The sequence below is a fragment of the Janthinobacterium sp. Bl 1 genome, assembly GCF_058215535.1.
On the sequence record NZ_CM177086.1, the window covers coordinates 5271933 to 5296123 of the forward strand.

Genomic DNA, 24191 nt, shown 5'->3' on the forward strand with positions numbered 1-24191 from the left:
AACCGCAGCATGGATAAAACACAGCAAGCTGCCTTGAAAGCAGCTTATCGGCAACAAGCGCCCGCACTGGGCATCATCGCGCTGCGCCACCTGCCCAGCGGCCGCACCCTGCTCGAACGCAGCCGCAACGCGCCCGGCGCGCTGAACCGCCACCGTTTCGAACTCGCGCTGGGCTCGCACCGCAATACGCGCCTGCAGGCGGACTGGCGGCACGATGGCGAGGCAGCTTTCCGCTTCGACATCATCGACACCGTCAAGCCATCAGCCGATCCCGGTTTCGATGCGGACGCCGAACTGGACGCCCTGCTGGCACTGCACCAGGCGCAGTTGCAGGAACAGGGGCAATCACGCTATTGAGCGGCCATGCTTTACACTTGCGCACTCACGCACTACGCACCATGCAGCAAATGAAAAGGATGACATGACCGATCTCACTCCCCCGCCGCCGGACGGCGGCAGCGCGCTGGACTTTTGCCTGCGCCTGGCGCGGGCCCAGGCCATGCTTGTGCGCCGCTTCGACAGCACCTTGGGCAATCTGCATGGCTTGAGCTTTGGCGATTATCAATTGCTGTACCACTTGCAACGCGCGCCCGGCGGACGCCTGCGCCGCATCGACCTGGCCGAGCGCCTGGCGCTGACGGCGTCCGGCATCACGCGCTCGCTGATGCCGCTGGAAAAAATCGGGCTGGTGGCGCGCCAGGCCGATGCGCGCGATGCCCGCGTCGGCTACGCCGCCATCACGGCCGCGGGACTGGAGTTGCTGGCGCACGCGAATACGACGGCGCAGGCGCTGGGCCAGGAATTGCTGGGTAATGCCAGCGCGGAACAGCTGGCGCCCCTGTCCCTGCTATTAAGTGGCATTGCCGGCAACCAGCCCGGCCAAGTCTGAGGTCTACACCAGCGCCAGCTTGCGCAACCGCCGCGTCGATGGCCAGCGCGCCATGCCCGTCTCGTCGCGGATGGCGGCGCAGGCGTCCAGCACCCTGGCGCACTCGTCCTCGCGCAAGCCCGCATTCAGGGTCAGGCGCACCAGCGAGCGGTTTTTCGGCGTGGCCGGCGCGCAGAACACGGCGCCGTAGATGCCATGCCGTTCCAGCGCCTTGCGCAGGATCAGGGTATCGGGTTCGCTGCCCGCTTCCAGCGCGATGATCTGCTCGGTGCCGTCGCTGACGTTGTAGCCCAGATCCATCAGCCCCTGGCGCAACTGCACGCTGTGGCGGTGCAGCGCGGCGCGGCGGCCATCGGCGGCGCGGATGAAGTCGAGCGCCGCATCGAACCACGCCAGCTCGTGTTCGAGCAGGCAGGAACTGAAGATGGCGGGCCGCGAGGCGGACAAAAAATATCCCTTGAAACGGCCCGAACAGGTAATCAGCCCGGCCCGGCCCGCAAACGCCTTGGCCAGCGACGCCGTGCGGAAATGCACGCGCTCGGCCAGCCCCAGCTCCACCACCAGGCCCGCGCCTTGCGGGCCATGCGTGCCCAGCGAGTGCGACTCGTCGACGATCAGCATGCTGCCGCTGCGCTCGGCGATTTCCACCATCTCCAGCACCGGCGCCACGCTGCCATTCGTGCTGTACAGCGCATCGACGATGATGATGCCGGGACCATGCTTGTCGATCTGGCGCTGCAGGTGGGCGCCATCGTTGTGCAGAAAAGCAACAGGCACAGCTTGCGCCGATTGCACGCCCTCCCACAGCGAAGCATGGGCCTGCATGTCGAGGTACACGGGGATGCCGGGTCCGGCCAGGCTTTGCAGCAAGCCCACGTTGGCCGCCCAGCCCGATTGCGCCAGCACGCACGCTTCGCTGCCCAGATAGTCCGCGAATTTTTGTTCGAGGCGGTGCTGGCGGCTGCCTTCCTGCAGGAAGACGGACGACATCAGCATGGCGCCGCCGCCCTGCAAGACGCGCGCCTGGGCCGCCAGCAGCGCCGCCTCGCCGGCGATGTTCAGGTAATCATTACCTGCCAGCATGACCGCACTGGCCGGCATGGCCTGCCATTCATGCAAATGCTGGCCGCCAAGCAGCTTCTCGATGCGCTCGACGTAATGTTCATCCATGCGCGCGCGCACAAAGGCGGGCATCCGTTGTTCGGCGTGGACGTCGCGGGACGATAGAGGGGAAATGGCGTTTAACATAGGAACTCCTGATTGGTTGCGGGGGAACTACCGCGTCCAACATGCGCGAGCCATCGGGCAAGAGTTTGATACAACTCAACAGTTATGCTGATATCCTGCTGATACAGAGGGAACCCGCCGATCATGTTGCATTGACACGCTTCAACAAACACGCCCCCTTACCATGATGCATGCGCAGTCCCCTTCCGGAAAACGATGGCAAGGCAAGCTGCTCCAGCCTTTCCTGCACTTCCACGACGCCATCGAACACACGCCTGTGCGGCGCGCCCAGGTGCGTACGCTGGCGCTCATCGGAGCGCTGGGCATGCCGCTGTACTACGCGCTGTGGCATTATTTCTTTCCGCAGGAATACGAATCGCCGCTGCTGCGCATCGTCGCGGCGCTGCTGTTCCTGCCCGCGCTATGGCCCGACCGCTTCAGCAATACCTGGTTCAGCGTCTACCTGTTCCTGGGGCTGACCTTCGAACTGCCGTTTTTCTTCACGTACATGTTCCTGATGAACCATGCCTCGACCATGTGGGCGCATTCGCTGCTGGTGGCGCTGGTCGTGCTGTTTCACTTCGATACGCGCATCGCCATACTCGCCTACCTGAGCGGTACCCTGCTGGCCTGCCTGACGTTTGCCGTGGCCGGCGATCCCGCCTTCCTGCTCAGCGGCGGCGTCTTGCAGCAATTGCCCGTGCACTGGTTCACGATTGCCGTGCTGTCCGTGGTCAAGGTGGGGCGCAACGTGGGCGCGCAAGAGAAACTGGCCGGACTGGCGGCTGGCCTGGGCAGCGTGGCGCACGAATTGCGCACGCCCCTCGTCAGCGTCGAGGCGAACGTGCGCGGACTGCAGCGCGGGCTACAGCAAAACATGCAAGACCAGCCGCCGGACGCGGCCAGCCTGGAAGCGCTGGCGCGCATCCAGTTCGAAGTGCGCCATATGCACCACATGATCGATCTGTTCCTGCTCAGCGCCAGCGCCGTCAACCGCAAGCTCGAAGCGAGCGAAGCGGTGGCCATGCACGACAGCGTGGCCGCCGTGCTGCGCCGCTATCCGTTTACCAGCACGGCCCAGCGCGACATCGTCAAGGTCGACGTGCGTGCCGATTTCACGTTTCCCGGCCAGTCGGAGCTGTGCGTGGTGATCCTGCTGAACCTGCTGCGCAATGCCTTGAAAAGCATCCACCGCGCCGGCAAGGGCCGCGTGCGCATCATCATCGATGGCGCCCATCCCGTGCCGCGCCTGCTGTTCATCGACACGGGCTGCGGCATCGCCACCAGCCGCCTGCCGCTGATCTTCGACCGCTTCTATTCGTATCCCTCGCACAACGGCAGCGGCATCGGCCTGGCCCTGTGCCGGCAAATCATGCAAGCCTGGCAAGCGCGCATCCGCTGCGTCGCGCGCGAAGGCGCCTACGCCATCTTCGTGCTGGAATTTCCCCAGCCCCTGCCCGTGCCCACGCACAACCGTTTTCCATCCATCCACCGCGCGAGGTGACGCATGCAACTGCCCGTCTACACCCATCCGACCCTGACCGTACTGATCGACGACAGCGATTCCTTCCTGAAAAGCCTGGCGTTCCAGCTCGATCCCGGCCTGGCGCGCAAGACTTTCCACGACACCAGCAGCGCCCTGCACTGGCTGCGCCAGAGCGCGCAACCGGGCGAAACGCCGCTGCACGTGAACTTCGACACGCAAAACCTGCCGCCCGACCAGTACAACGTGGCGCTCGACATCGAACGCATCTGGCGCATCAGCGGCCAGGCGCAGCGCTTTGCCGTGCCCTCCGTGCTGGTGGTCGATTATTCGATGCCGCAGATGAATGGCCTGGAATTTTGCCAGGCCGTGCGCGACCTGCCGTGCAAGAAGATTTTATTTACAGGGGCGGCCGATGAAAAAGTGGCCGTGACGGCCTTCAACCGGGGCTTGATCGACCGCTACATCAAGAAAAGCGACGACGATGCGCTCGACATCCTGGAACAGGAAATCCATGCCCTGCAGCGCGAATTCTTCCTGCAACAAACGGACACCGTGCGCGACTTGCTGATGCTGCACGACTACAGTTTCCTGCAAGACGAGGCGCTGGCCGCCGTCGTGCACGAGCTGTGCCAGCGCCATGGCTTTGTCGAATACTATATTTTTCCCAATCCCAGCGGCATCCTGTTTTTCACGCGCGACGGCCACGCCAAGCTGATGATCATCGAGACGGAACGCAGCCTGCACACGCAATACGAAATGGCGCGCGACAGCGACGCGCCCGAATCCTTGCTGCTGGCGCTGCTGGAAATGCGCGTGATTCCCTACTTTTCCGACGCCGACAGCGACGGCATGTACGCGGCGCAGATCGGCGAGAACTGGTTCCGCTACTGCGCCGCGCCCACCATCTGCCTGGGCAGCGTGACGTATTTCTGGGCCCTGTTCGACGTGCCGGCGCACCAGTTGGGGCAACCGGTCATGTCCTATGCGCAGTTTTTGCGCGCGGGCGCGGGCGCGGGCGACAGCATCAGCGCTTTGGATTAGCCCTCACGCAGGGTTTGCAGCGGCGGATGTTTGAGCACGTTGCGCAAGCCCAGCCAGCCGCCGGCGATCGCGCACAAGGCGCCGGCCAGCAGGCCGAACGCCCACACGCCGGGTGCGAAGCTCCAGGCGAATTTGAACTGGTACGTGGCCAGGGCCCAGCCCATGGCGGCCGCGCCCGATGCCGCCAGCAAGCCGGCCAGCGCGCCGACGAGGGAAAACTCGATCAGCTGCGCCTGCGCCAGCTGGCGCCGCGTGGCGCCCAAGGCGCGCAGCAAGCCCGCTTCGCGCGTGCGCTCGTCCTGCGAACCCATCAGGGCCGCATACAGCACCAGCAAGCCCGACGCCAAAGTGAAGGCAAAGAGGAATTCGACGGCCGTCACCACCTGGTCCAGCACGCCCTGGATCTGTTTGAGCACGCCGCCCACGTCGACCACCGTCAGGTTCGGGTAGTCGCGCAGCAGAGCATTCCCCAGGTCCGCCTGCGCGGCCGGCAAGTGAAACGCCGTGATCCACGTCTGCGGCGTGTCCGCCATGGCGGCCGGGTTGATGATGACGAAGAAATTGACGCGCATCGAGCCCCATTCCAGCTTGCGCAAACTCGTGATCGCCGCTTCCACGGGCTGGCCGGCGATGTCGAAGCGCAGCTTGTCGCCCAGTTTCAGTTTCAGGGTCTTGGCGATGCCCTCCTCCACCGACGCTTCGGCTGGCGCGCCGGGCGTATTGGCGAACCACTTGCCGGCCACCAGTTTGTTTTCTTCCTGCATGGTGGCCATCGTCGACAAGTTGAATTCGCGGTCCGCCAGGCCCTTGGCGCGGTCATCCTCGTAGGTGCTTTCCGTGATCGCGTTGCCGTTCACGGCCACCAGGCGCCCGCGTATCATCGGATACAAGGGCGCGTTGGCCACGCCCGCTTGCGCCAGGCGCGCGGCGATCGGCTCTTTCTGTTCGGGCAGGATATTGATCATGAAACGGTTCGGCGCGTCCGGCGGCGTGGCGTTGCGCCAGGCCACCATCAGGTCGCCGCGCACCACCGTCAGCAGCAGCAAGGCCATCAAGCCCAGGGCCAGCGACACCACCTGGATGACGGTGGCGCCCGGGCGGCGCTGCAAGGACGTGACGGCAAAGCGCCAGCCTTGATGGTTGAAAACGCCGCGCAGGGTTTTCAGCGACTTGATGCCCAGCCAGCCGGCCAGGCCGAACAGGGCGAAGCCGCCGAGGAAGCCGGCCGCCGTCAGCAGCGCCAGTTTCACGTCGCCCGCCTGCCACAACAGCAGCACGACGAAGGCGGCGATGCCCAGGCCATACGTGGCCACGGCCAGCGCCTGCGGCGGCTCCTGCTCGCGGCGGATCACGCGGTTGTGCGGGACATTGCGCAACTGCAAAATCGGCGGCAGGGCAAAACCCAGCAAGAGCAGCATGCCGGTGGCCACGCCTTGCAGCGCGGGCAGCATGGACACGGGCGGCAAGTCGTTCTGTACCAGTTTTCCCAACAGCTCCAGCAGCACCAGGTGGCCGCCGAAGCCGACGGCAACGCCGACGACGCTGCCGGCCAGGCCGACGAGCAGGAATTCGATCACGTACATGGCCGTAACCTGGTTTTGCGTCAAGCCCAGGCAGCGCAGCATGGCGCACGCGTCCAGGTGGCGCAGCATGAAGCGGCGCGCGGCCATGGCCACGGCGACGGCCGCCAGCATGGCCGACAGCAAGCCGACGAGGGACAGGAAACGGTCGGCGCGGTCCAAGGTCGACTGCATCTGCGGACTGCCCGATTCCAGCGACTCGATACGCACGCCCTTGATGGCCTGCGTCTTGATCTGGCTTTCCAGCCAGGCTTGATACTGCGCAAGCTCGGCCGCCTTGGCCGATGGCGCCGACAGCAGCAAGCGATACGACACGCGCGAGCCGTTCTGCACCAGCGCCGTGGCGGCCAAGTCGCCCAAGGGCAGCATGACTCTCGGGGCGAAGTTCAAAAAGGAGGCGCCACGGTCCGGCTCGCTGGCGATCAGTTGCGTGACCGTAAATGCCTTGTCGCCCAAGGTCAAGGTATCGCCCAGCTTCGCGTTCAGGCTGGACAGAATCGCCGCATCGACCCACAGGGTGCCGGGCGCCGGCACCTGGTCCGTGGGCCGTCCCACGGCATCCTGCGCTTCGCTCAGTGTGGTCGTGATTTTCAGCTTGCCCCGCTGCGGGTAGCCGGGCGAGACGGCCTTGATGGACGCCAGCTGCGACAGCGACTGCTCGCCCTCGCCCGCCTGCGCCATGCTGGGAAACGTCACCGTATCGGCCAGGATAAAGCCGCGCTTGAGCGCTTCGGCGCGCCACGCCGTATTGACGGGCTGGTCGGCATTGATGACGAGGTCGGCCCCCAGCAGCTGGTGCGCGTCGCGGTTCAGGCCCGCGCGCAGGCGGTCGACGAAAAAGCCGACGGCCGACAGGGCCGCCACGGCGACGATCAGCGCGACGAGCAGGAAACGCAGTTGCCCGGCGCGCCAGTCGCGGCCGGTCATTTTCAGGGAGAGGCGGAACATGGGCGGCGGGTCTTTATGCGAGTTGGTTGTGATGCGTTATTGCGCGATGCCGTGGGCGGCCGCGTGCTGGGCGAAATACGCATCGACAGTGGCGAGGAAGGCGTCTTTCTGTGCCTGCGGCAGGAAGGCGGCGATGAAACCGTTGCGCGCCAGGCGGTGTGCGTGGGACAGGCCCAGTGGCAAGGCGTCGAAGATGGCGTCGAAATTGTCGTTCATGTAGCCGCCGAAATACGCGGGATCGTCCGAGTTCACCGTCACCAGCAGGCCAGCGTCGAGCAGTTGCACCAGGTTATGGTCATGCATCTGGTCGAACACGCGCAGCTTGGTGTTCGACAGCGGGCACACCGTCAGCGCGATCTGTTCGCGCGCCAAACGGGCCGTCAGTTCCGCGTCTTCCAGGCAGCGCACGCCATGGTCGATGCGTTCGACCTGCAAGTCGTCGAGCGCCGTGCGGATGTAGGCTGGCGGGCCTTCCTCTCCGGCGTGAGCCACCAGGTGCAAGCCCAGCTCGCGGCAACGGGTGTACACGCGCGAGAATTTCTCGGGCGGGTTGCCCACTTCCGACGAGTCGAGGCCGATGCCGATGAATTTGTCGCGGTGCTGCAAAGCGTCTTCCAGGGTCTCGAATGCTTCTTCCTCGCTCAGGTGGCGCAGGAAGCACAGGATCAGGGCCGCGCTGACGGGGCTGTCTTGGCAGGCGCGGTGGATGCCGTTGATCACGTCGGCCATGGCCACGCCGCGCGCCGTGTGGGTTTGCGGGTCGAAGAAGATTTCCGTGTGCAAGACCTTATCGGCTTCGGCGCGCTGCAGGTAGGCTTGCGTCATGTCGTAGAAATCCTGCTCTTTCAAGAGCACGCTTGCGCCAGCGTAATAAATGTCGAGAAAAGACTGCAAATCCGTAAAAGCATAGGCGCTGCGCAAGTGTTCCACCGATTCATAACCAAGCGGCACGCCATTGCGCGCTGCCAGTGCGAAAATCAGTTCCGGCTCCAGCGAACCTTCGATATGGATATGCAGTTCGGCCTTCGGCATGCCGCGGACGATCGCGCGCAATTGGGGGTTCATCATGGGTGTTCCTTATAGGGTGGCGATAAAAATGCTGGCTCGCGCGCGCGCACGCGCGGCGCGCAGGGCCATCAGACATGCAGGCATCTTAGCGCAAGATGGCCGGCCTCACCGGCGACCGGCCGCCATGGCGCCGGCTGCGGCAGCGCGACGGCCGGCATCGGCACGCGCTGGCGAATTGTCGTATGATGGTTTAAAAGGCCTACAAAGGTTCATTGAAATTGAGGAAAAATTTGATGATTTATCCAATTAAATCAACAATTTACAAACAAGTATTAAGGATATGCTGACATATCTTTTGACTTCCTGATCCTTTAGAGCAATAATTAATTTCATGGGGTAAAGGTAAGTGCAACAAGCGCTATCAACAGTGAAAAAATAAGCCGGCTGGCCACGTCAGCACACGGCATCAAGCGCCAGTTTTTTGGTCCGGGCAATCCGGACTCGCAAAGACAGCCGGGCTTGAAACAACAATAAAAATCGGTACGGGGTACAGAAAAAATTCAGACGGCAAGCCCAGGCGAGTGCCAGGCGGGCGGCCATGGTGACTGGCAGTTCAGGTTTACATTAAAGGACATTGACATGACCATTTTTGATAACTATGCAGCACGCTACGAGCGCACCCGCGAAGAGGAAATGTCGCTCACCGAATACCTGGCCCTGTGCAAGAAGGACAAGCTGACGTATGCCAGCGCGCCCGAACGCATGCTGGCCGCCATCGGCGAGCCGCAGCTGGTCGACACGCGCAACGACACGCGCTTGTCGCGCATCTTCGCCAACAAGGTGATCAAGATCTATCCCGCTTTCCGCGAGTTCTACGGCACCGAGGAAGTGATCGAGCAAGTCGTCTCGTATTTCCGCCACGCGGCGCAAGGGCTGGAAGAACGCAAGCAGATCCTGTACTTGCTGGGGCCTGTCGGCGGCGGCAAGTCGTCCATCGCGGAAAAACTCAAGTCGCTGATGGAACACGTGCCCTTCTATTGCCTGAAAGGCTCGCCCGTCAACGAATCGCCACTGGGCCTGTTCAACGAGGAAGAGGACGGCACCATCCTGGAAGAGGATTACGGCATCCCGCGCCGCTACCTGCGCAACATCCCCAGCCCGTGGGCCGTGAAACGCCTGCATGAATACAATGGCGATATCAACCAGTTCCGTGTCGTCAAGCGCTATCCGTCCGTGCTGAAACAGATCGCCATCTCGAAGACGGAGCCGGGCGACGAGAACAACCAGGATATTTCCTCGCTGGTGGGCAAGGTCGACATCCGCAAGCTGGAAGACTACGCGCAGGACGACCCGGACGCCTACAGCTATTCGGGCGGCCTGTGCCTGGCCAACCAGGGCTTGATGGAATTCGTGGAAATGTTCAAGGCGCCGATCAAGGTCTTGCACCCGCTGTTGACGGCCACGCAGGAAGGCAATTACAAGGGCACGGAAGGTTTCGGCGCGATTCCGTTCGACGGCATCATCCTCGCGCACTCGAACGAGTCGGAATGGAAGACGTTCAAGAACAACCGCAACAACGAGGCGTTTCTTGACCGTATCTATATAGTCAAGGTGCCGTACTGCCTGCGCGTATCCGATGAAATCAAGATCTACGACAAGCTGGTGGCCAATTCTTCGCTCGTCAAGGCCCCGTGCGCGCCCGGCACCCTGCGCATGATGGCGCAGTTCGCCATCCTGTCGCGCCTGAAGGATCCGGAAAACTCGAGCATCTTTTCGAAGATGCTCGTCTACGATGGCGAAAACCTCAAGGATACGGACCCGAAAGCCAAGTCCATGCACGAATACGTCGATTATGCGGGCGTGGACGAAGGCATGAACGGCCTGTCGACGCGCTTTGCCTTCAAGATCCTGTCAAAGGTGTTCAACTTTGACAATTCCGAAGTGGCCGCCAATCCCGTGCATCTATTATATGTACTGGAACAGCAGGTCGAGCGCGAGCAGTTCGCGCCGGAACTCGAACAGCGCTACTTCTCGTATATTAAAGAGCACCTGGCGCAGCGCTATGTGGAATTCATCGGCAAGGAGATCCAGACGGCCTACCTGGAAAGCTATTCGGAATACGGACAGAATATTTTCGACCGCTACGTGACGTTTGCCGATTTCTGGATACAGGACCAGGAATACCGCGATCCGGACACGGGCGAAAGCTTTGACCGCGAATCGCTGAACAATGAACTGGAAAAGATCGAGAAGCCGGCGGGCATTTCCAATCCGAAGGATTTCCGCAACGAAATCGTCAACTTCGGCTTGCGCGCGCGGGCCTCGAATGGCGGCAAGAATCCCGCCTGGACCAGTTATGAAAAGTTCCGCACCGTGATTGAAAAGAAAATGTTTTCGAATACGGAGGAATTGCTGCCCGTGATTTCCTTCAATGCCAAGGCCAGTGCCGACGATGCCAACAAGCACGCCGACTTCGTGGCCCGCATGGTGGAAAAAGGTTATACGGCCAAGCAGGTACGCCTGTTATGCGAATGGTACTTGCGCGTACGCAAGTCGTCATAGCGCGGACAGCGGAGGCGCGTTCCCGCCCGGCAACTGACGGGACGCGCAGGACGAGAGGCAAGGAGGCACCCTTTGACATACCTTATCGACAGGCGCTTGCAAAGCAAGAATAAATCCGCCGTCAACCGCGAGCGTTTCCTGCGGCGTTACAAGGGCCAGATCAAGGATGCCGTGGGGCGCGCCATCAAGGGGCGCTCGATCACGGACGTCGAGAATGGCGAGAAGGTCAGCATCCCCGTCAAGGACGTGGGCGAACCGTCGTTTGGCCACGCGCATGGCGGCGTATGGGAAGTGGTCAATCCCGGCAACAAGGAATACCTGAAAGGCGACCAGATCGCCCGGCCGAAAGGCGGCGGCGGTAGCGGGCGGGGCAAGGCGGGCAATAGCGACGAGACGACGGAAGACGATTTCATCTTCGAATTGTCGCGCGAAGAATTCATGAATTATTTCTTCGAAGACCTGGAATTGCCGCACATGGTGAAAACCCAGCTGACGGCCACGACGGAATTCAAGAACCAGCGCGCCGGCTACAATATGTCGGGTACGCCATCGAACATCCACGTGCTGCGTTCCCTGCGCGGCGCGCTGGGCCGGCGCATCGCCGTCGGCGGCGGCGCCCGCAAGCAGCTGGCGCAGGCCGAGGAAGACCTGGCGACCCTGCTGCATGAAGGGGCACCCGACAGCGACCCGCTGGTCACGGAACTGCGCCGCCTGATCCACCACCTGCACACGCGCCTGCTGGCGATTCCCTTCATCGATCCGTTCGACTTGCGCTACAGCAACCGCATCAAGGTACCCAAACCGATGACGCAGGCCGTCATGTTCTGCATCATGGACGTCTCCGGCTCCATGGACGAGTCGCGCAAGGACACGGCCAAGCGCTTCTTCATCCTCCTGTATCTGTTCCTCAAGCGCGTCTACGACAAGATCGAGGTGGTCTTCATCCGCCACCATACGGCGGCGGCCGAAGTGGACGAGCATGAATTCTTCAATTCGCGCGAGTCGGGCGGCACCGTCGTGTCGTCCGCGCTGCACTTGCTCAACACCATCATCGACGAACGCTATGGCGCCGGGCAATGGAACAGCTATGTAGCGCAGGCATCGGACGGCGACAACTGGGACAACGATTCCATGCTGTGCCGCCAGTTGCTGATCAATACCATCATGCCCAAGGTGCAGTACTACACCTATGTCGAGATCACCGACGGCCCGCAGCAGAACCTGTGGGAGCAATATGCGGGCGTGCTCGACCATCACGCCCATTTCGCCATGCAAAAGATCGTCACGCCGGCCGATATCTACCCGGTCTTCCGCGAACTGTTCAAGAAACAGGTGAAATGATGAGTGCAGCCTTTGACCGCGCCAGCAATACTCCGGGCGAACCGTTCGTGCGCCTGCGCCACCCGAACGCCCTGCCCGAGCAGTCGGAATGGACGTTCGAGCTGATCGAGCAAATCCACGAGGAAATCCGCCGGGTGGCGAAACAGTTTGGCCTCGACACGTATCCGAACCAGCTGGAAATCATCACGGCCGAGCAGATGATGGATGCCTACACCTCGGTGGGCATGCCCGTCTCGTACAACCATTGGTCGTTCGGCAAGCACTTTCTGTCTACCGAGAAAAGCTACAAGCGGGGCCAGATGGGCCTGGCTTACGAGATCGTCATCAACTCGAATCCGTGCATCGCCTATTTAATGGAGGAAAACAGCCTGACCATGCAGTCGCTGGTGATCGCGCATGCGGCATACGGGCATAACTCCTTCTTCAAGGGCAATTACCTGTTCCGTGCCTGGACGGATGCGGACGCCATCATCGACTATATGGTGTTTGCCAAGAATTACATCGCCGAATGCGAACAGCGCCATGGCGTCGATGCCGTGGAATTGCTGCTCGATTCGTGCCACGCCATCCAGAACTATGGCGTGGACCGCTACAAGCGCCCGGCGAAGCTGTCGATGGCGAAGGAATATGCGCGCCAGAAAGAGCGCGAAGCCTATGTACAGTCGCAGATCAACCAGCTATGGCGCACCCTGCCCCGGCGCGACGAAGACGAGGAAGAGGACGACCAGCGCAAGGCCGCCCCCCGCTTTCCTCCCGAACCCGAGGAAAACCTGCTGTACTTCATCGAGAAGTACGCGCCGCTGCTGGAACCGTGGCAGCGCGAGATGGTGCGCATCGTGCGCAAGATTTCCCAGTATTTCTATCCGCAGCGTCAAACCCAGGTCATGAACGAGGGCTGGGCCACCTTCTGGCATTACACGATATTGAACCAGCTGTACGACGAAGGCGTGGTGGGCGACGGCTTCATGATGGAGTTTCTCAAAAGCCATACCAACGTCGTCTACCAGCCGCCCATCGACAGCCCGTATTACAGCGGTATCAATCCGTATGCGCTGGGTTTTGCCATGATGAGCGACATCCGCCGCATCTGCGAGCACCCGACGGACGAAGACCGCGCCTGGTTCCCCGACATGGCCGGCAGCGACTGGCGCAAGAGCCTGGACTTTGCCATGCGCAATTTCAAGGATGAAAGCTTCATCGCCCAGTATCTGTCGCCGCGGCTGATCCGCGAATTCCATTTCTTTGCCGTGCTCGACGACGACAAGAATGAAAAGCTGGCCATTTCCGCCATCCACGACGATGCCGGCTACCGCTACGTGCGCCAGCAGCTGGCCGAGCAATACAACCTGGGCAACCGCGAGCCGAATATCCAGGTCTGGTCCGTCAATACGCGCGACGACCGCGCCTTGACCCTGCGCCACACGCAATTCCAGCGCCGCCCGCTGAACCAGCAGGCGGCCGAGGTGCTCAAGCACGTGGCGCGGCTGTGGGGCTTCGATGTCCACCTCGATACGGTCGACCCGCAGGGCGTCGTCCTGGGCACCCTGAATTGCCGCCGGGAAAAACGCAACCGGCGCGATGACCCCGTTGTCAGGCCATGAAATGATTTATTGATAATAATCAATGGCAAGAATATAAGCATTTCCTATGCCTGCATAGGAATTCAGTATGGCTTGGCGGCCTCAAATGGGCTTCCAGGACCGCCTTTTTTGACTTGGGTGAAGTGGCTTCCGCACCCGTTTGGTGCGCGTACGCCGCTAAGTGGTCTGGTTCCGAGTCAAAACATTTCCAAAAGGAAAGATTTTCCTCCAAATTTAGCGGTTTCCATATTGAATATCACGAAATATAATTCCGCCATATGGGCACATCGGAGAACTTAGCAGTGGTAGCCCAAAACGGCTGTAAAAAACCGATAAGACCGCCTTTTTTTCTGTCCGAAAGCGTGCAAAGATGACATAAGCAAGTACGTTTTCAGGGCGCAAAAGCGCCAAAAATTTAACCGGTTTTAGGCGTTAAAAATCTGTGTAAAATAAAGAATTCGTATGTATAATTCGGCGACGTCCCGGATACGGCTGGAGCTTTGTGTCGTCATTTTGGGGTTCAGTTGCAAGACAAGAGATGGTATTTGGAGAAAGCAGGCATGAATTTTTCGAACGAGAAAAGTCCCAAGAACTACACAGGCATCACTATCGTTGTCCTGCTGCACGTTCTCGCGGCTTACGGGATCGTGACGGGCTTGGGCAAGCGGTTGGTCACCAAAATGATGGAACCGGTTGAAACCAAGATTATCGAGGAAGTCAAACCGCCTCCACCGAAGGATCTTCCACCGCCACCACCGCCGCCAGAAATGAAAGCGCCACCGCCGCCATTCATTCCGCCAGTCGAGGTGAACGTGCAGCAGCCGCCACCACAGCAAAACGTGATTGCAAATACGACTGCTGTGAAGCCAGCCACGAATGTATTGGCACCGCCAGCACCGCCTGCACAGCCTGCGCCAACTCCTGGACCAGCCAAATCGGTGCGTACACCGGCCGTGGTTGACTTCAGTGTCTGCGAAAAGCCGGCTTATCCAAAGTCGTCGCAGCGCAATGAGGAAACCGGTGTGGTGACACTGTCGTTCCTGATCGGTGTAGACGGCAAGGTCGCTGATTCGAAGATCGTGAAGTCCAGCGGCTTCAGAGACCTGGACAAAGCCGCGGTGCAAGGTATCAGCCGCTGTACATTTAAGCCGGCAACAGTTGACGGCAAGCCGGAACAAGGCTGGCAGCAAATGCAATACGTTTGGTCGCTGGATTAAAACCCGAGACAGTTATCCCCTGTCTCACACTATGATTTCGTTGTCATTACGTTCAGCGATCTGTTATTTTTAATTTTGGAGGAAGCATGTTTAAGAATACCCGTTTGTCCGCATTTTTTGCCGCGGTTCTGTTGTCCGTTACCGCTACTACCGCTCTGGTAGCAGCTCCGGCATTCGCTGACGCGCCAGCATCGGCAGCAGCTACGGCTCCAGCGGCAGACGCTGCAGCAGCACCAGCACCAGCTGCTGACGCAGCAGCTCCAGCAGCAGACGCAGCCGCTCCAGCCGCTGACGCAGCAGCTCCAGCCAAAACCGAAGAAGTCCACAACCCGTTCGGCCTGCAAGCAGTGTGGGACGGCGGCTTCGTGCCACGCGCCACCCTGATCATCCTGGCCATCATGTCGATCGGCAGCTGGTACATCATCATCACCAAGCTGATGGATCAAATGAAGATCTTCAAGCAAGCTAAAGAAACCGCTGCCAAATTCTGGAAAGCACCTTCGATCGCTGCTGGTTCGGCAACGCTGACCGAAGGCTCGCCATTCCGCTTCATCGCTGAATCGGGCACCAAGGCAACGGCTCACCATGACGGCGCCCTGCTGGAACAAATCGACCTGTCGACCTGGGTGACGATGTCGATCCAGCGCGCTTCGGACAAAGTCCAATCGCGTCTGCAAGATGGCCTGTCGTTCCTGGCAACCGTTGGTTCGACCGCACCGTTTATCGGTCTGTTCGGTACCGTTTGGGGTATTTATGGCGCGCTGACCAACATCGGCATGACCGGTAACGCTTCGATCGATAAAGTTGCAGGTCCAGTTGGTGAAGCACTGATCATGACCGCTTTCGGTCTGCTGGTCGCCGTTCCTGCCGTTCTGGGTTACAACTGGCTGGTGCGTCGTAACAAAACCGCAATGGAAGACGTACGCTCGTTCAGCGCCGACGTTCACTCGGTACTGATCTCCGGCGCAATGTCGACCAGCGAAGCTGGCCGTGCTGCCGGCGCTAAAAAGATCGGATAAGAATCATGTCGATGTCCGTCGGCTCCGACAGCGGAGATGAAGATCAAGTAATGTCAGAAATCAACACGACGCCGCTCGTCGACATCATGTTGGTTTTGCTGATCATTTTCTTGATCACCAGTCCGGTTGTCCTCAAATTGCAGAAAATCGATCTGCCGATCGAGGCCAACCAAGCCCTTCAAAGCAAGCCAGAAAACGTCAACATCGTTGTCAACAAGGATGGCGAGATTTATCTGGGCCAGAAGAAACTGAAAGATACGAGCGAACTGTTCGATTATCTGAAAGTTGAAGCAGTGAAAGTACCGCAGCCGGAAGTACACGTTCGTGGCGACCAAGAAACACGCTACGAATCGGTCGGCCGGGTTATTTACACGACCCAACGTGCCGGGATCCAGAAGGTCGGCTTCATCACCGAACCACCTGACAAGGGCTGATAGCAACTGGCAGCGGCGCCCCGGCAACAAGGGCGCGCCACTGCCGGAAGCTGACCGGGCGGCAGTTTCGCCCGGTGCTTCGTTGGACTTCTTAAAGGAAACACTATGAGTATGAATGTCGGTTCGGGAAGCGCTCCAGGCGCGGATCCGGAACCAATGATGGAACTGAACATGACGCCCCTCATCGACGTGATGCTGGTGCTGATTATCATGTTGATCATCACGATTCCTAAGCAAAACCACTCGGTGAACTTGAACATGCCGGTCGGCACCCCGCCGCCACCGACAACCGAACCAGTGGTCGTCACGATCGATGTCGATTTTGACGGTACGATCTTGTGGGACAATCAGGTCGTTCCTGACCGCGCTTCGCTGGAAGCCAAGCTGAGCAACGTCGCTGCGCAAGCAGACCAGCCGGAAGTGCATCTGCGTCCGAACAAGCTGGTGGAATACAAAGTCGTCGCCGGTGTGATGGCGTCCGCGCAGCGTCTGGGCGTGACCAAAATCGGTCTGGTCGGCAACGAGCAATTCCAGTAAGCTGCAGCAATCAGGTTCTCTTTACATCCGAATAGGCAGGACTTCCTGCCTATTCGCTTTTTACTGAAAGACTTTCTTATGTCCAAGTTTCGTCTCGCTCATCTCGGCCTCGTCATGGCCGCTATCGGTTTTACCGCAGCAACTCCCGTAATCGGCCTGGGCTCGCTGGCATACGCCGCGGACACCGTGCGTGCCGAAGTGGGCAAGCCACTGCAAGAAGCGCAAAAACTCGCTAGCAGCGGCAAAAACAAGGAAGCGCTGGCCAAGCTGCGCGAAGCTGACAGCGTCGGCGGCAAGACCGCCTTTGAAAGCTACCAGATCGAGCGCGTGCGCGCCTCGGCCGCTGCTGCCGCCGGCGACAACGGCACCGCCATCAAGGCGTTTGAAGCCGTCATCAATTCCGGCCGCCTGAGCGCCGCCGAAGCCCCTAAATTCACGCAAGCGCTGGCAGGCATGTACTACCGCGCCAAGGACTGGCCGAACACCATCACCTGGATCAAACGTTCGCTGAAAGACCGCGAAGATCCACAGATGCGCGAACTGCTGATCCAGACCTACTACGTCAGCGGCAACTACGCCGAAGCGGCGAAGGAACTGCAATCGCGCGGCGGCAACTCGGAAGCGAGCCTGCAAATGCTGGCCAACATCCAGTTGAAGCAGAACGACAAGGCCGGCTACGTCGCCACCCTGGAAAAACTGGCATCGAGCTATCCGAAAACCAGCTACTGGGCCGACCTGCTGAACCGCGTTTCCGGCAAACCTGGCTTCTCGCAGCGCCTGGGCCTGGACGTCCAGCGCCTGCGCCTGGCCAACGGCCTGTTCACCAAGCCATCCGAATACATGGAAATCAGCCAGCTGGCCCTGCAAGCAGGCAATCCTGGCGAAGCGCTGGCCATCATCGAGCAGGGCTACAAAAAAGGCGTGCTGGGCACCGGCACCGATGCCGCCCGTCACCAGCGCCTGAAAGACCTGGCCCTGAAAACCCAGGCTGACCTGAAGGCCAACGCCGCCAAGTCGGAAGCGGAATACGTCAAGAACAAGGACGCCGACAGCTTGAGCAAGCTGGGCTTCGCCCTGGTCTACGATGGCCAAGCCGACAAAGGCCTGGGCCTGATGAATGACGCCGTGAAAATGGGCACCGCCAAGTATCCGGAAGAAGCCAAGCTGCATCTGGGCATCGCCTACATCCACGCCGGCAAGAAAGCCAACGCATCGACCGCGCTGAAAGCAGTCAAGGGCACGGATGGCGCTGCAGATCTCGCCCGTTACTGGGCCTTGATGAGCAAATAATACAACACGTCCAGGGCGTTGTTGCCGCGTCTCGCCGTACATTCGTACTGTCTTCGACGCGGCGCCTAGCCCTGAACATGTTGTCAAGTCCTTAGTTCCCGAAAAGCGTTGCCAGCACACCCGCCGGCAACGCTTTTTATCATTTCAGCAGGGAAATTACCTCTGCGCCCGCCCTGCCGGGTGTGCATCCCTGAAACAGTCCGTATAATCCCCCTTTTGGCACAGTTTTTCATCAGATTCCTATGAAGGTATTCCGCGGACTTCCCAATGCCCAGGCACGAGCGCCTTGCGCTCTGACCATCGGCAATTTTGACGGTGTCCACATCGGCCATCAGGCCTTGCTGGCGCGCGTGCGCGAAGCTGCAACCGAACTCGGCATCGAAGCGGCCGTGATGACGTTCGAGCCGCACCCGCGCGAATTCTTCGCGCAGCGCGCTGGCGACCTGTCGAAAGCGCCGCAGCGCATCGCCAACCTGCGCGACAAGCTGCAATCGCTGGACGATGCCGGCATCGACCGTGTCGTCGTCGAGCACTTCAGCGCCCAGTTCGCTGCCTTGACGCCGCAGGAATTCACGGAAAAAGTCCTCGTCGACGGCTTGCACGTGAAATGGCTGATGGTCGGCGACGACTTCTGCTATGGCGCCCGGCGTGCCGGCGACGTCGCCATGCTGCAGGAAGCGGGCCGCCAATACGGTTTCCACGTAGAAACTTTACCGACGGTGATGAATGGCAGCACGCGTATCTCGTCATCGGCCGTGCGCCTGGCCCTGGCCGCCGGCGATTTCCCGCTGGCGACGCAGCTGCTCGGCCATCCGTACGCCATTTCCGGCCACGTGATCCACGGCCAGAAGCTGGGCCGCACCCTCGGTTTCCCCACTCTGAACCTGCGCGTGGCGCACCGCCCCGCCCTGTCCGGCATCTTTATCGTGCAGGTACACGGCCTGGGACCGGCACCGCTGCCCGCCGTGGCCAGCCTCGGCGTGCGCCCCACCGTCGACGACAGCGGCCGCGTCTTGCTGGAAGTGCATCTGTTCGATTTCGCCCAGTCCTGCTACGGCAAGCTGGTACGCGTGGAATTCCTGGAAAAGCTGCGCGACGAAGAAAAGTACGACGACTTGCCCACCCTGACGGCCGCCATCGAGCGCGACTCGAACCAGGCGCGCGCCTACTTCGAGCAGCGCAGCGGCGCCATTACCGCCACCGACCGAATTTGACGCCGGCCAACTCCGCCGACTGGCGGCGCCCGCCGCCGCAAACCATTCAATATCATTAAAGAAGATTATGTCCGATCAAAACAAGCCAGCCACGCCCAAGCAGAACAAGAAGCCTGAAAGCAAATACCCGGTCAACATGACGGAAACCCCGTTCCCGATGCGCGGCGACATGGCCAAGCGCGAGCCGCAATGGGTACAGCAATGGCAAGACAAGAAAATCTACGAACGCGTGCGCAAGGCTGCCGCCGGCCGTCCGAAATTCATCCTGCATGACGGCCCGCCGTACGCGAATGGCGACATCCACCTGGGCCACGCCGTCAACAAGATCCTCAAGGATATGGTCGTCAAGTCGCGCTCGCTGGCCGGCTTCGACGCGCCGTATGTACCGGGCTGGGATTGCCACGGCATGCCGATCGAGATCCAGATCGAAAAACTGCACGGCAAGAACCTGCCGACGGCCGAAGTGCTGGAAAAGGCGCGCGCCTACGCCAACGTGCAGGTCGAGCGCCAGAAGAAAGACTTTATCCGTCTGGGCGTGCTGGGCGAGTGGGACAACCCCTATCTGACGATGGCGCACGGCAATGAAGCGGACGAATTGCGCGCGCTGGGCAAGCTGCTGGAAAAAGGCTATGTCTACCGCGGCCTGAAGCCCGTCAACTGGTGCTTCGACTGCCAGTCGGCCCTGGCCGAGGCGGAAGTGGAATACGCGGAAAAACGCGATCCCGCCATCGACGTCGGGTTCAAGTTCGCCGAGCCGGCCAAACTGGCGGCCGCCTTCGGCCTGCCATCGCTGCCGACCGATAACGGTTTCATCGTCATCTGGACCACGACGCCATGGACCATCCCGTCGAACCAGGCGCTGAACGTGCACCCGGAAGTCAAATACGCGCTGGTGAAGACCGAGCGCGATGGCCAGCCATTGCTGCTGATCCTGGCGCAAGACCTGGTCGTGGCCAGCCTGGCGCGCTTCAAGCTCGAGGGCACGACCATCGCCACCTGCGACGGCGCGGCCCTGGCCGGCATCAGCTTCCGCCACCCGCTGCATGCGAGCGACGCTTTCTATGACCGCCTGTCGCCCTTGTACCTGGCCGAATACGTGACCACGGAAAGCGGCACGGGCGTGGTGCACTCGGCGCCAGCCTACGGCCTGGACGACTTCATCTCGTGCAAGGCGCACGGCATGAAGGACGACGACATCATCAAGCCCGTCATGGGCGACGGCAAGTTCGCCTCGACCCTGCCCCTGTTCGGCGGCATGACCATCTGGGAAGCGTCGAAGCCGATCTGCAACGCCCTGCGCGAAGCGGGCGCGCTGTTCGAAGTCAAGATGTTCGACCACAGCTATATGCACTGCTGGCGCCATAAGACGCCGATCATCTACCGCGCCACCTCGCAGTGGTTCGCCGGCATGGACGTGACGCCGAAAGACGGCGGCGCGACCCTGCGCGAGACGGCTTTGAAAGGCATCGCCGACACCGAATTCTTCCCGGACTGGGGCCAGGCCCGCCTGCACGGCATGATCGCCAACCGTCCCGACTGGACCCTGTCGCGCCAGCGCCAGTGGGGCGTGCCGATGGCCTTCATCGTGCACAAGGAAACGGGCGACCTGCATCCGCGCACGCCGGAACTGCTGGAGCAAGCGGCCAAGCTGATCGAAAAGGACGGCATCGAGGCATGGCAGGCGCTCGATCTGAAAGACCTGATCGGCGACGAAGCGGCCATCTACGCGAAGAACAAGGACACCCTGGACGTGTGGTTCGATTCCGGCGCCACGCACCAGACGGTGCTGGGCGGCCCGCAAGGCCACGGTTCGCATTCGACGCAGCTGCAATTCCCGGCCGACCTGTACCTGGAAGGCTCGGACCAGCATCGCGGCTGGTTCCACTCGTCGCTGCTCGTGTCGTCGATGCTCAATGGCCGTCCGCCGTATAAAGCCCTGCTGACGCACGGCTTCACGGTCGATGGCGAAGGCAAGAAGATGTCCAAGTCGCTGGGTAATACCCTGGCGCCGCAAAAGATCTCGGACACCCTGGGCGCCGACATCCTGCGCCTGTGGATCGCCTCGACCGACTACACGGGCGAGCTGTCGATCTCCGACGAGATCCTGAAACGCGTGACGGAATCGTACCGCCGCATCCGCAACACCCTGCGCTTCCTGCTGGCCAATACGTCGGACTTCAATCCGGCCACGGATGCCGTGCCGGTGGCGGACATGTTCGAGATCGACCGCTATGCGCTGGCCAATATGGCATCGCTGCAAACGCAGATCGAGAACAACTACGCGCGCTACGAATTCCACCCGGTGGTCTCGAAGCTGCAGACGTACTGCTCGGAAGACCTGGGCGGCTTCTACCTGGACATCCTGAAGGACCGTCTGTACACCTCGGGCCTGACGTCACACGCGCGCCGTTCGGCGCAAACGGCCCTGTGGCACATCACGCAAAGCCTGCTGCGCCTGATGGCCCCGGCCCTGTCGTTCACGGCCGAAGAAGCGTGGGCCGTCTTCGCAGGAAGCGAAGCGTATGCCGCCAGCGATGAAACCATCTTCACGCAAACCTGGTGGCAGCTGCCGGAAGTGTCGGACGCGGCCGGCCTGCTGGAGAAATACACGGCCCTGCGCGCCGTGCGCACGGACGTGACGAAACAGCTGGAAGACTTGCGCACCTCGGGCGCCATCGGCTCCTCGCTGCAGGCGGAACTGACGATCAAGGCCGCGCCGATGAAGTACAAGCTGCTGACCACCCTGGGCGAGGACTTGAAGTTCGTCTTCATCACCTCGCAGGCAAGCGTGGCCGAAGTGGCTGACGAAGCGGCCGAGGAAGTGATCGTGGCCGCGTCGACGGCGCCGAAGTGCGAGCGCTGCTGGCACTACCGTGCGGACGTGGGCATGGACGCCGCGCATGCTACCCTGTGCGGCCGCTGCGTCAGCAACCTGTTTGGAAAAGGCGAATCGCGCCGCTTCGCATAAAACAGCAAGCCGGGGCTGGATGACTCCCGCCCCGCTCCCACCGCCGCTGCCGCAAGGGCAGCGGCGGCTCTATCTTCCCTGGAAAAATATGGCCACCAAAAACCGTTTTTCATCGAAATCGTCATCGTCGGCGTCGCTCGTGCCCTGGCTGGGCATTGCCGCCATCGTCATCCTGTTCGACCAGATTACCAAGATCACGATCCTGAAGACCTTCCGCTATGCGCAAGAGATGGTCATCACCTCGTATTTCAACCTGGTGCTCGCGTATAACAAGGGCGCCGCGTTCAGCTTCCTGTCCGACCAGGGCGGCTGGCAGCGCTATTTCTTCACCGGCATCGCCCTGGCGGCCGCCATCTACATCATCTATCTGCTGAAAAAGCACGCCGGCCAGCGCATGTTCTGCTGGGCCCTGGCGCTGATACTCGGCGGCGCGCTGGGCAACGCCATCGACCGCCTGATGTACGGCCACGTGGTCGATTTCCTCGACTTCCACTGGAAAAGCTGGGGCCATTTCCCCGCTTTCAATATCGCCGACAGCGCCATCTGCATCGGCGCGGCCCTGTTCATCATTGATGAACTGCGCCGGGTAAACAAATAAACACGCAGGAGAACGGCATGGAATTGTCCGGCAAAAAAATCGTCCTGGGACTGTCTGGCGGCGTCGCCTGCTACAAGGCGGCGGAACTGTGCCGCGCGCTGACCAAGGCCGGCGCCTCGGTGCAAGTGGTGATGACGGATGCGGCCAGCCACTTCATCACGGCCGTCACGATGCAGGCGCTGTCCGGCCACCCCGTGCACACGAGCCAGTGGGATGCCCGCATCGACAACAACATGGCGCATATCGATCTGACGCGCCATGCGGACGCCATCCTGATCGCGCCGTGTTCGGCAGACTTCATGCGCAAGCTCGCGCATGGCGTGTGCGACGACCTGCTGTCGACCCTGTGCCTGGCCCGTCCCGCCCACCTGCCCCTGCTGGTGGCGCCGGCCATGAACGTGGAAATGTGGCAGAACCCCGCCACGCAACGCAATGTGCAGCAGCTGCGCGACGACGGCATCAAGCTGTTCGGCCCGGCCGCCGGCGAACAGGCGTGCGGCGAAGTTGGCCTGGGCCGCATGCTGGAACCGGAACAGCTGCTGACGGAGCTGATCGCCGCCTTCCAGCCGAAAGTCCTGGCGGGCAAGCGCGTGCTGGTCACGGCCGGCCCCACGTTCGAAGCCATCGACCCCGTGCGCGGCATCACCAATCTGTCCTCGGGCAAGATGGGCTATGCCGTGGCGCGCGCGGCGCGCGAAGCGGGTGCCGAGGTGCTGCTCATTTCCGGCCCGACGGCCCTGGACGCGCCCTTCGGCGTGCGCCGCATTGACGTGCAAAGCGCGCAGCAGATGCATGATGCCGTACTGGCCCACGTCGACGGCCAGCATGTCTTCGTCGCCGTGGCCGCCGTGGCCGACTGGCGCGTGGCCAACGCCAGCGACCAGAAGATGAAAAAGCAGGCCGACGGCTCCGTGCCCGAACTGCAGTTCGCGCAAAACCCCGACATCCTGGCCACCGTGGCGGCACGCACCAACCTGGCCGGCTATCCGTATTGCGTCGGCTTTGCCGCCGAATCGGAAAACCTCGTGGAATTCGGCTCGACCAAGCGTGAAAAGAAGGGCATTCCCCTCCTGGTCGGCAATATCGGCCACAACACGTTTGGCCAGGACGACAACACCATCATCCTGTTCGACGAGGAAGGCCATACCGTGCTGCCGCGCGCCTCGAAACTGAACCTGGCGCGCCAGCTGATTTCGGAAATCTCGAAGCGCATTGCCAAGAATTCGCTGCTCAAATAATCCCTTTAAACGAC

19 protein-coding genes are annotated in these 24191 nt (G+C 61.2%); 16 read left to right on the forward strand and 3 right to left on the reverse strand.

Translation table 11 applies throughout. From position 1 onward, the window contains the following. Positions 1-9 precede the first annotated feature (9 nt). A complete protein-coding gene (locus tag AC4BCN_RS23780; protein WP_490491899.1) occupies positions 10-357 on the forward strand; it encodes a GIY-YIG nuclease family protein in 348 nt (115 codons plus the stop codon). A 64-nt stretch (positions 358-421) separates the two neighbouring features. Beyond that, positions 422-889 carry a MarR family winged helix-turn-helix transcriptional regulator gene (locus AC4BCN_RS23785; RefSeq protein ID WP_490491900.1) on the forward strand — a complete coding sequence of 156 codons (468 nt, stop codon included), beginning with the start codon at positions 422-424 and terminating at the stop codon, positions 887-889. A gap of 3 nt (positions 890-892) precedes the next feature. On the opposite strand, the gene cqsA is transcribed toward AC4BCN_RS23785, so the two are convergent. After that, positions 893-2137 (reverse strand): alpha-hydroxyketone-type quorum-sensing autoinducer synthase, encoded by a 1245-nt coding sequence (gene cqsA / locus AC4BCN_RS23790; RefSeq protein WP_490491901.1) that lies wholly within the window; start codon positions 2135-2137, stop codon positions 893-895. Positions 2138-2300: 163 nt separating this feature from the next. Between cqsA and AC4BCN_RS23795 the strand changes: the two genes are divergently transcribed. Both AC4BCN_RS23795 and AC4BCN_RS23800 read left to right on the forward strand, forming a co-directional pair. Further along, positions 2301-3620: a sensor histidine kinase gene (locus AC4BCN_RS23795; protein WP_490491902.1), complete on the forward strand. Its 1320-nt coding sequence runs from the start codon at positions 2301-2303 to the stop codon at positions 3618-3620. A 3-nt stretch (positions 3621-3623) separates the two neighbouring features. Continuing rightward, positions 3624-4643, forward strand: a complete 1020-nt coding sequence (locus tag AC4BCN_RS23800; RefSeq protein WP_490491903.1) for a response regulator — start codon at positions 3624-3626, stop codon at positions 4641-4643. On the opposite strand, the gene AC4BCN_RS23805 is transcribed toward AC4BCN_RS23800, so the two are convergent. Then, the gene (locus tag AC4BCN_RS23805; RefSeq protein WP_490491904.1) at positions 4640-7171 is read right to left on the reverse strand and encodes an ABC transporter permease; all 2532 of its coding nucleotides are present in this window, start codon (positions 7169-7171) and stop codon (positions 4640-4642) included. The two genes, AC4BCN_RS23800 and AC4BCN_RS23805, sit on opposite strands and share 4 nt — an antisense overlap. Before the next feature lie 36 nt (positions 7172-7207). Next, positions 7208-8239: an adenosine deaminase gene (locus AC4BCN_RS23810; RefSeq protein ID WP_456150781.1), complete on the reverse strand. Its 1032-nt coding sequence runs from the start codon at positions 8237-8239 to the stop codon at positions 7208-7210. 579 nt (positions 8240-8818) lie between these two features. On the opposite strand from AC4BCN_RS23810, the gene AC4BCN_RS23815 reads away from it, so the two are divergent. From AC4BCN_RS23815 to coaBC, 12 genes are all read left to right on the forward strand, one after another. Further along, on the forward strand, positions 8819-10741 hold the full coding sequence (locus AC4BCN_RS23815; RefSeq protein ID WP_034754154.1) for a PrkA family serine protein kinase: 1923 nt from the start codon (positions 8819-8821) through the stop codon (positions 10739-10741). A gap of 72 nt (positions 10742-10813) precedes the next feature. After that, a complete protein-coding gene (locus AC4BCN_RS23820; RefSeq protein WP_128142175.1) occupies positions 10814-12082 on the forward strand; it encodes a YeaH/YhbH family protein in 1269 nt (422 codons plus the stop codon). After that, complete coding sequence (locus AC4BCN_RS23825) at positions 12082-13683, forward strand: SpoVR family protein (RefSeq protein ID WP_072455730.1); 1602 nt, start codon at positions 12082-12084, stop codon at positions 13681-13683. The genes AC4BCN_RS23820 and AC4BCN_RS23825 overlap by 1 nt, the downstream gene beginning before the upstream one ends. Before the next feature lie 539 nt (positions 13684-14222). Further along, complete coding sequence (locus tag AC4BCN_RS23830) at positions 14223-14879, forward strand: energy transducer TonB (RefSeq protein ID WP_034754161.1); 657 nt, start codon at positions 14223-14225, stop codon at positions 14877-14879. A gap of 86 nt (positions 14880-14965) precedes the next feature. Further along, positions 14966-15898, forward strand: coding sequence for a MotA/TolQ/ExbB proton channel family protein (locus AC4BCN_RS23835; RefSeq protein WP_181878028.1), 933 nt, complete (start codon positions 14966-14968; stop codon positions 15896-15898). 5 nt (positions 15899-15903) lie between these two features. Beyond that, entirely contained in the window at positions 15904-16332 is a 429-nt protein-coding gene (locus tag AC4BCN_RS23840; RefSeq protein ID WP_128142174.1) for an ExbD/TolR family protein, read from the forward strand. Positions 16333-16437: 105 nt separating this feature from the next. Beyond that, entirely contained in the window at positions 16438-16869 is a 432-nt protein-coding gene (locus AC4BCN_RS23845) for an ExbD/TolR family protein (RefSeq protein ID WP_176741207.1), read from the forward strand. Positions 16870-16947: 78 nt separating this feature from the next. Continuing rightward, the gene (locus AC4BCN_RS23850) at positions 16948-18159 is read left to right on the forward strand and encodes a tetratricopeptide repeat protein (RefSeq protein ID WP_490491905.1); all 1212 of its coding nucleotides are present in this window, start codon (positions 16948-16950) and stop codon (positions 18157-18159) included. Positions 18160-18401: 242 nt separating this feature from the next. Then, complete coding sequence (locus AC4BCN_RS23855; RefSeq protein WP_034754171.1) at positions 18402-19373, forward strand: bifunctional riboflavin kinase/FAD synthetase; 972 nt, start codon at positions 18402-18404, stop codon at positions 19371-19373. A gap of 67 nt (positions 19374-19440) precedes the next feature. Next, positions 19441-22341, forward strand: coding sequence for an isoleucine--tRNA ligase (gene ileS / locus AC4BCN_RS23860; protein ID WP_490491906.1), 2901 nt, complete (start codon positions 19441-19443; stop codon positions 22339-22341). 88 nt (positions 22342-22429) lie between these two features. After that, positions 22430-22939 (forward strand): signal peptidase II, encoded by a 510-nt coding sequence (lspA, locus tag AC4BCN_RS23865; protein ID WP_034754175.1) that lies wholly within the window; start codon positions 22430-22432, stop codon positions 22937-22939. A 17-nt stretch (positions 22940-22956) separates the two neighbouring features. After that, on the forward strand, positions 22957-24177 hold the full coding sequence (gene coaBC, locus AC4BCN_RS23870; RefSeq protein ID WP_070303584.1) for a bifunctional phosphopantothenoylcysteine decarboxylase/phosphopantothenate--cysteine ligase CoaBC: 1221 nt from the start codon (positions 22957-22959) through the stop codon (positions 24175-24177). Positions 24178-24191 lie beyond the last annotated feature (14 nt).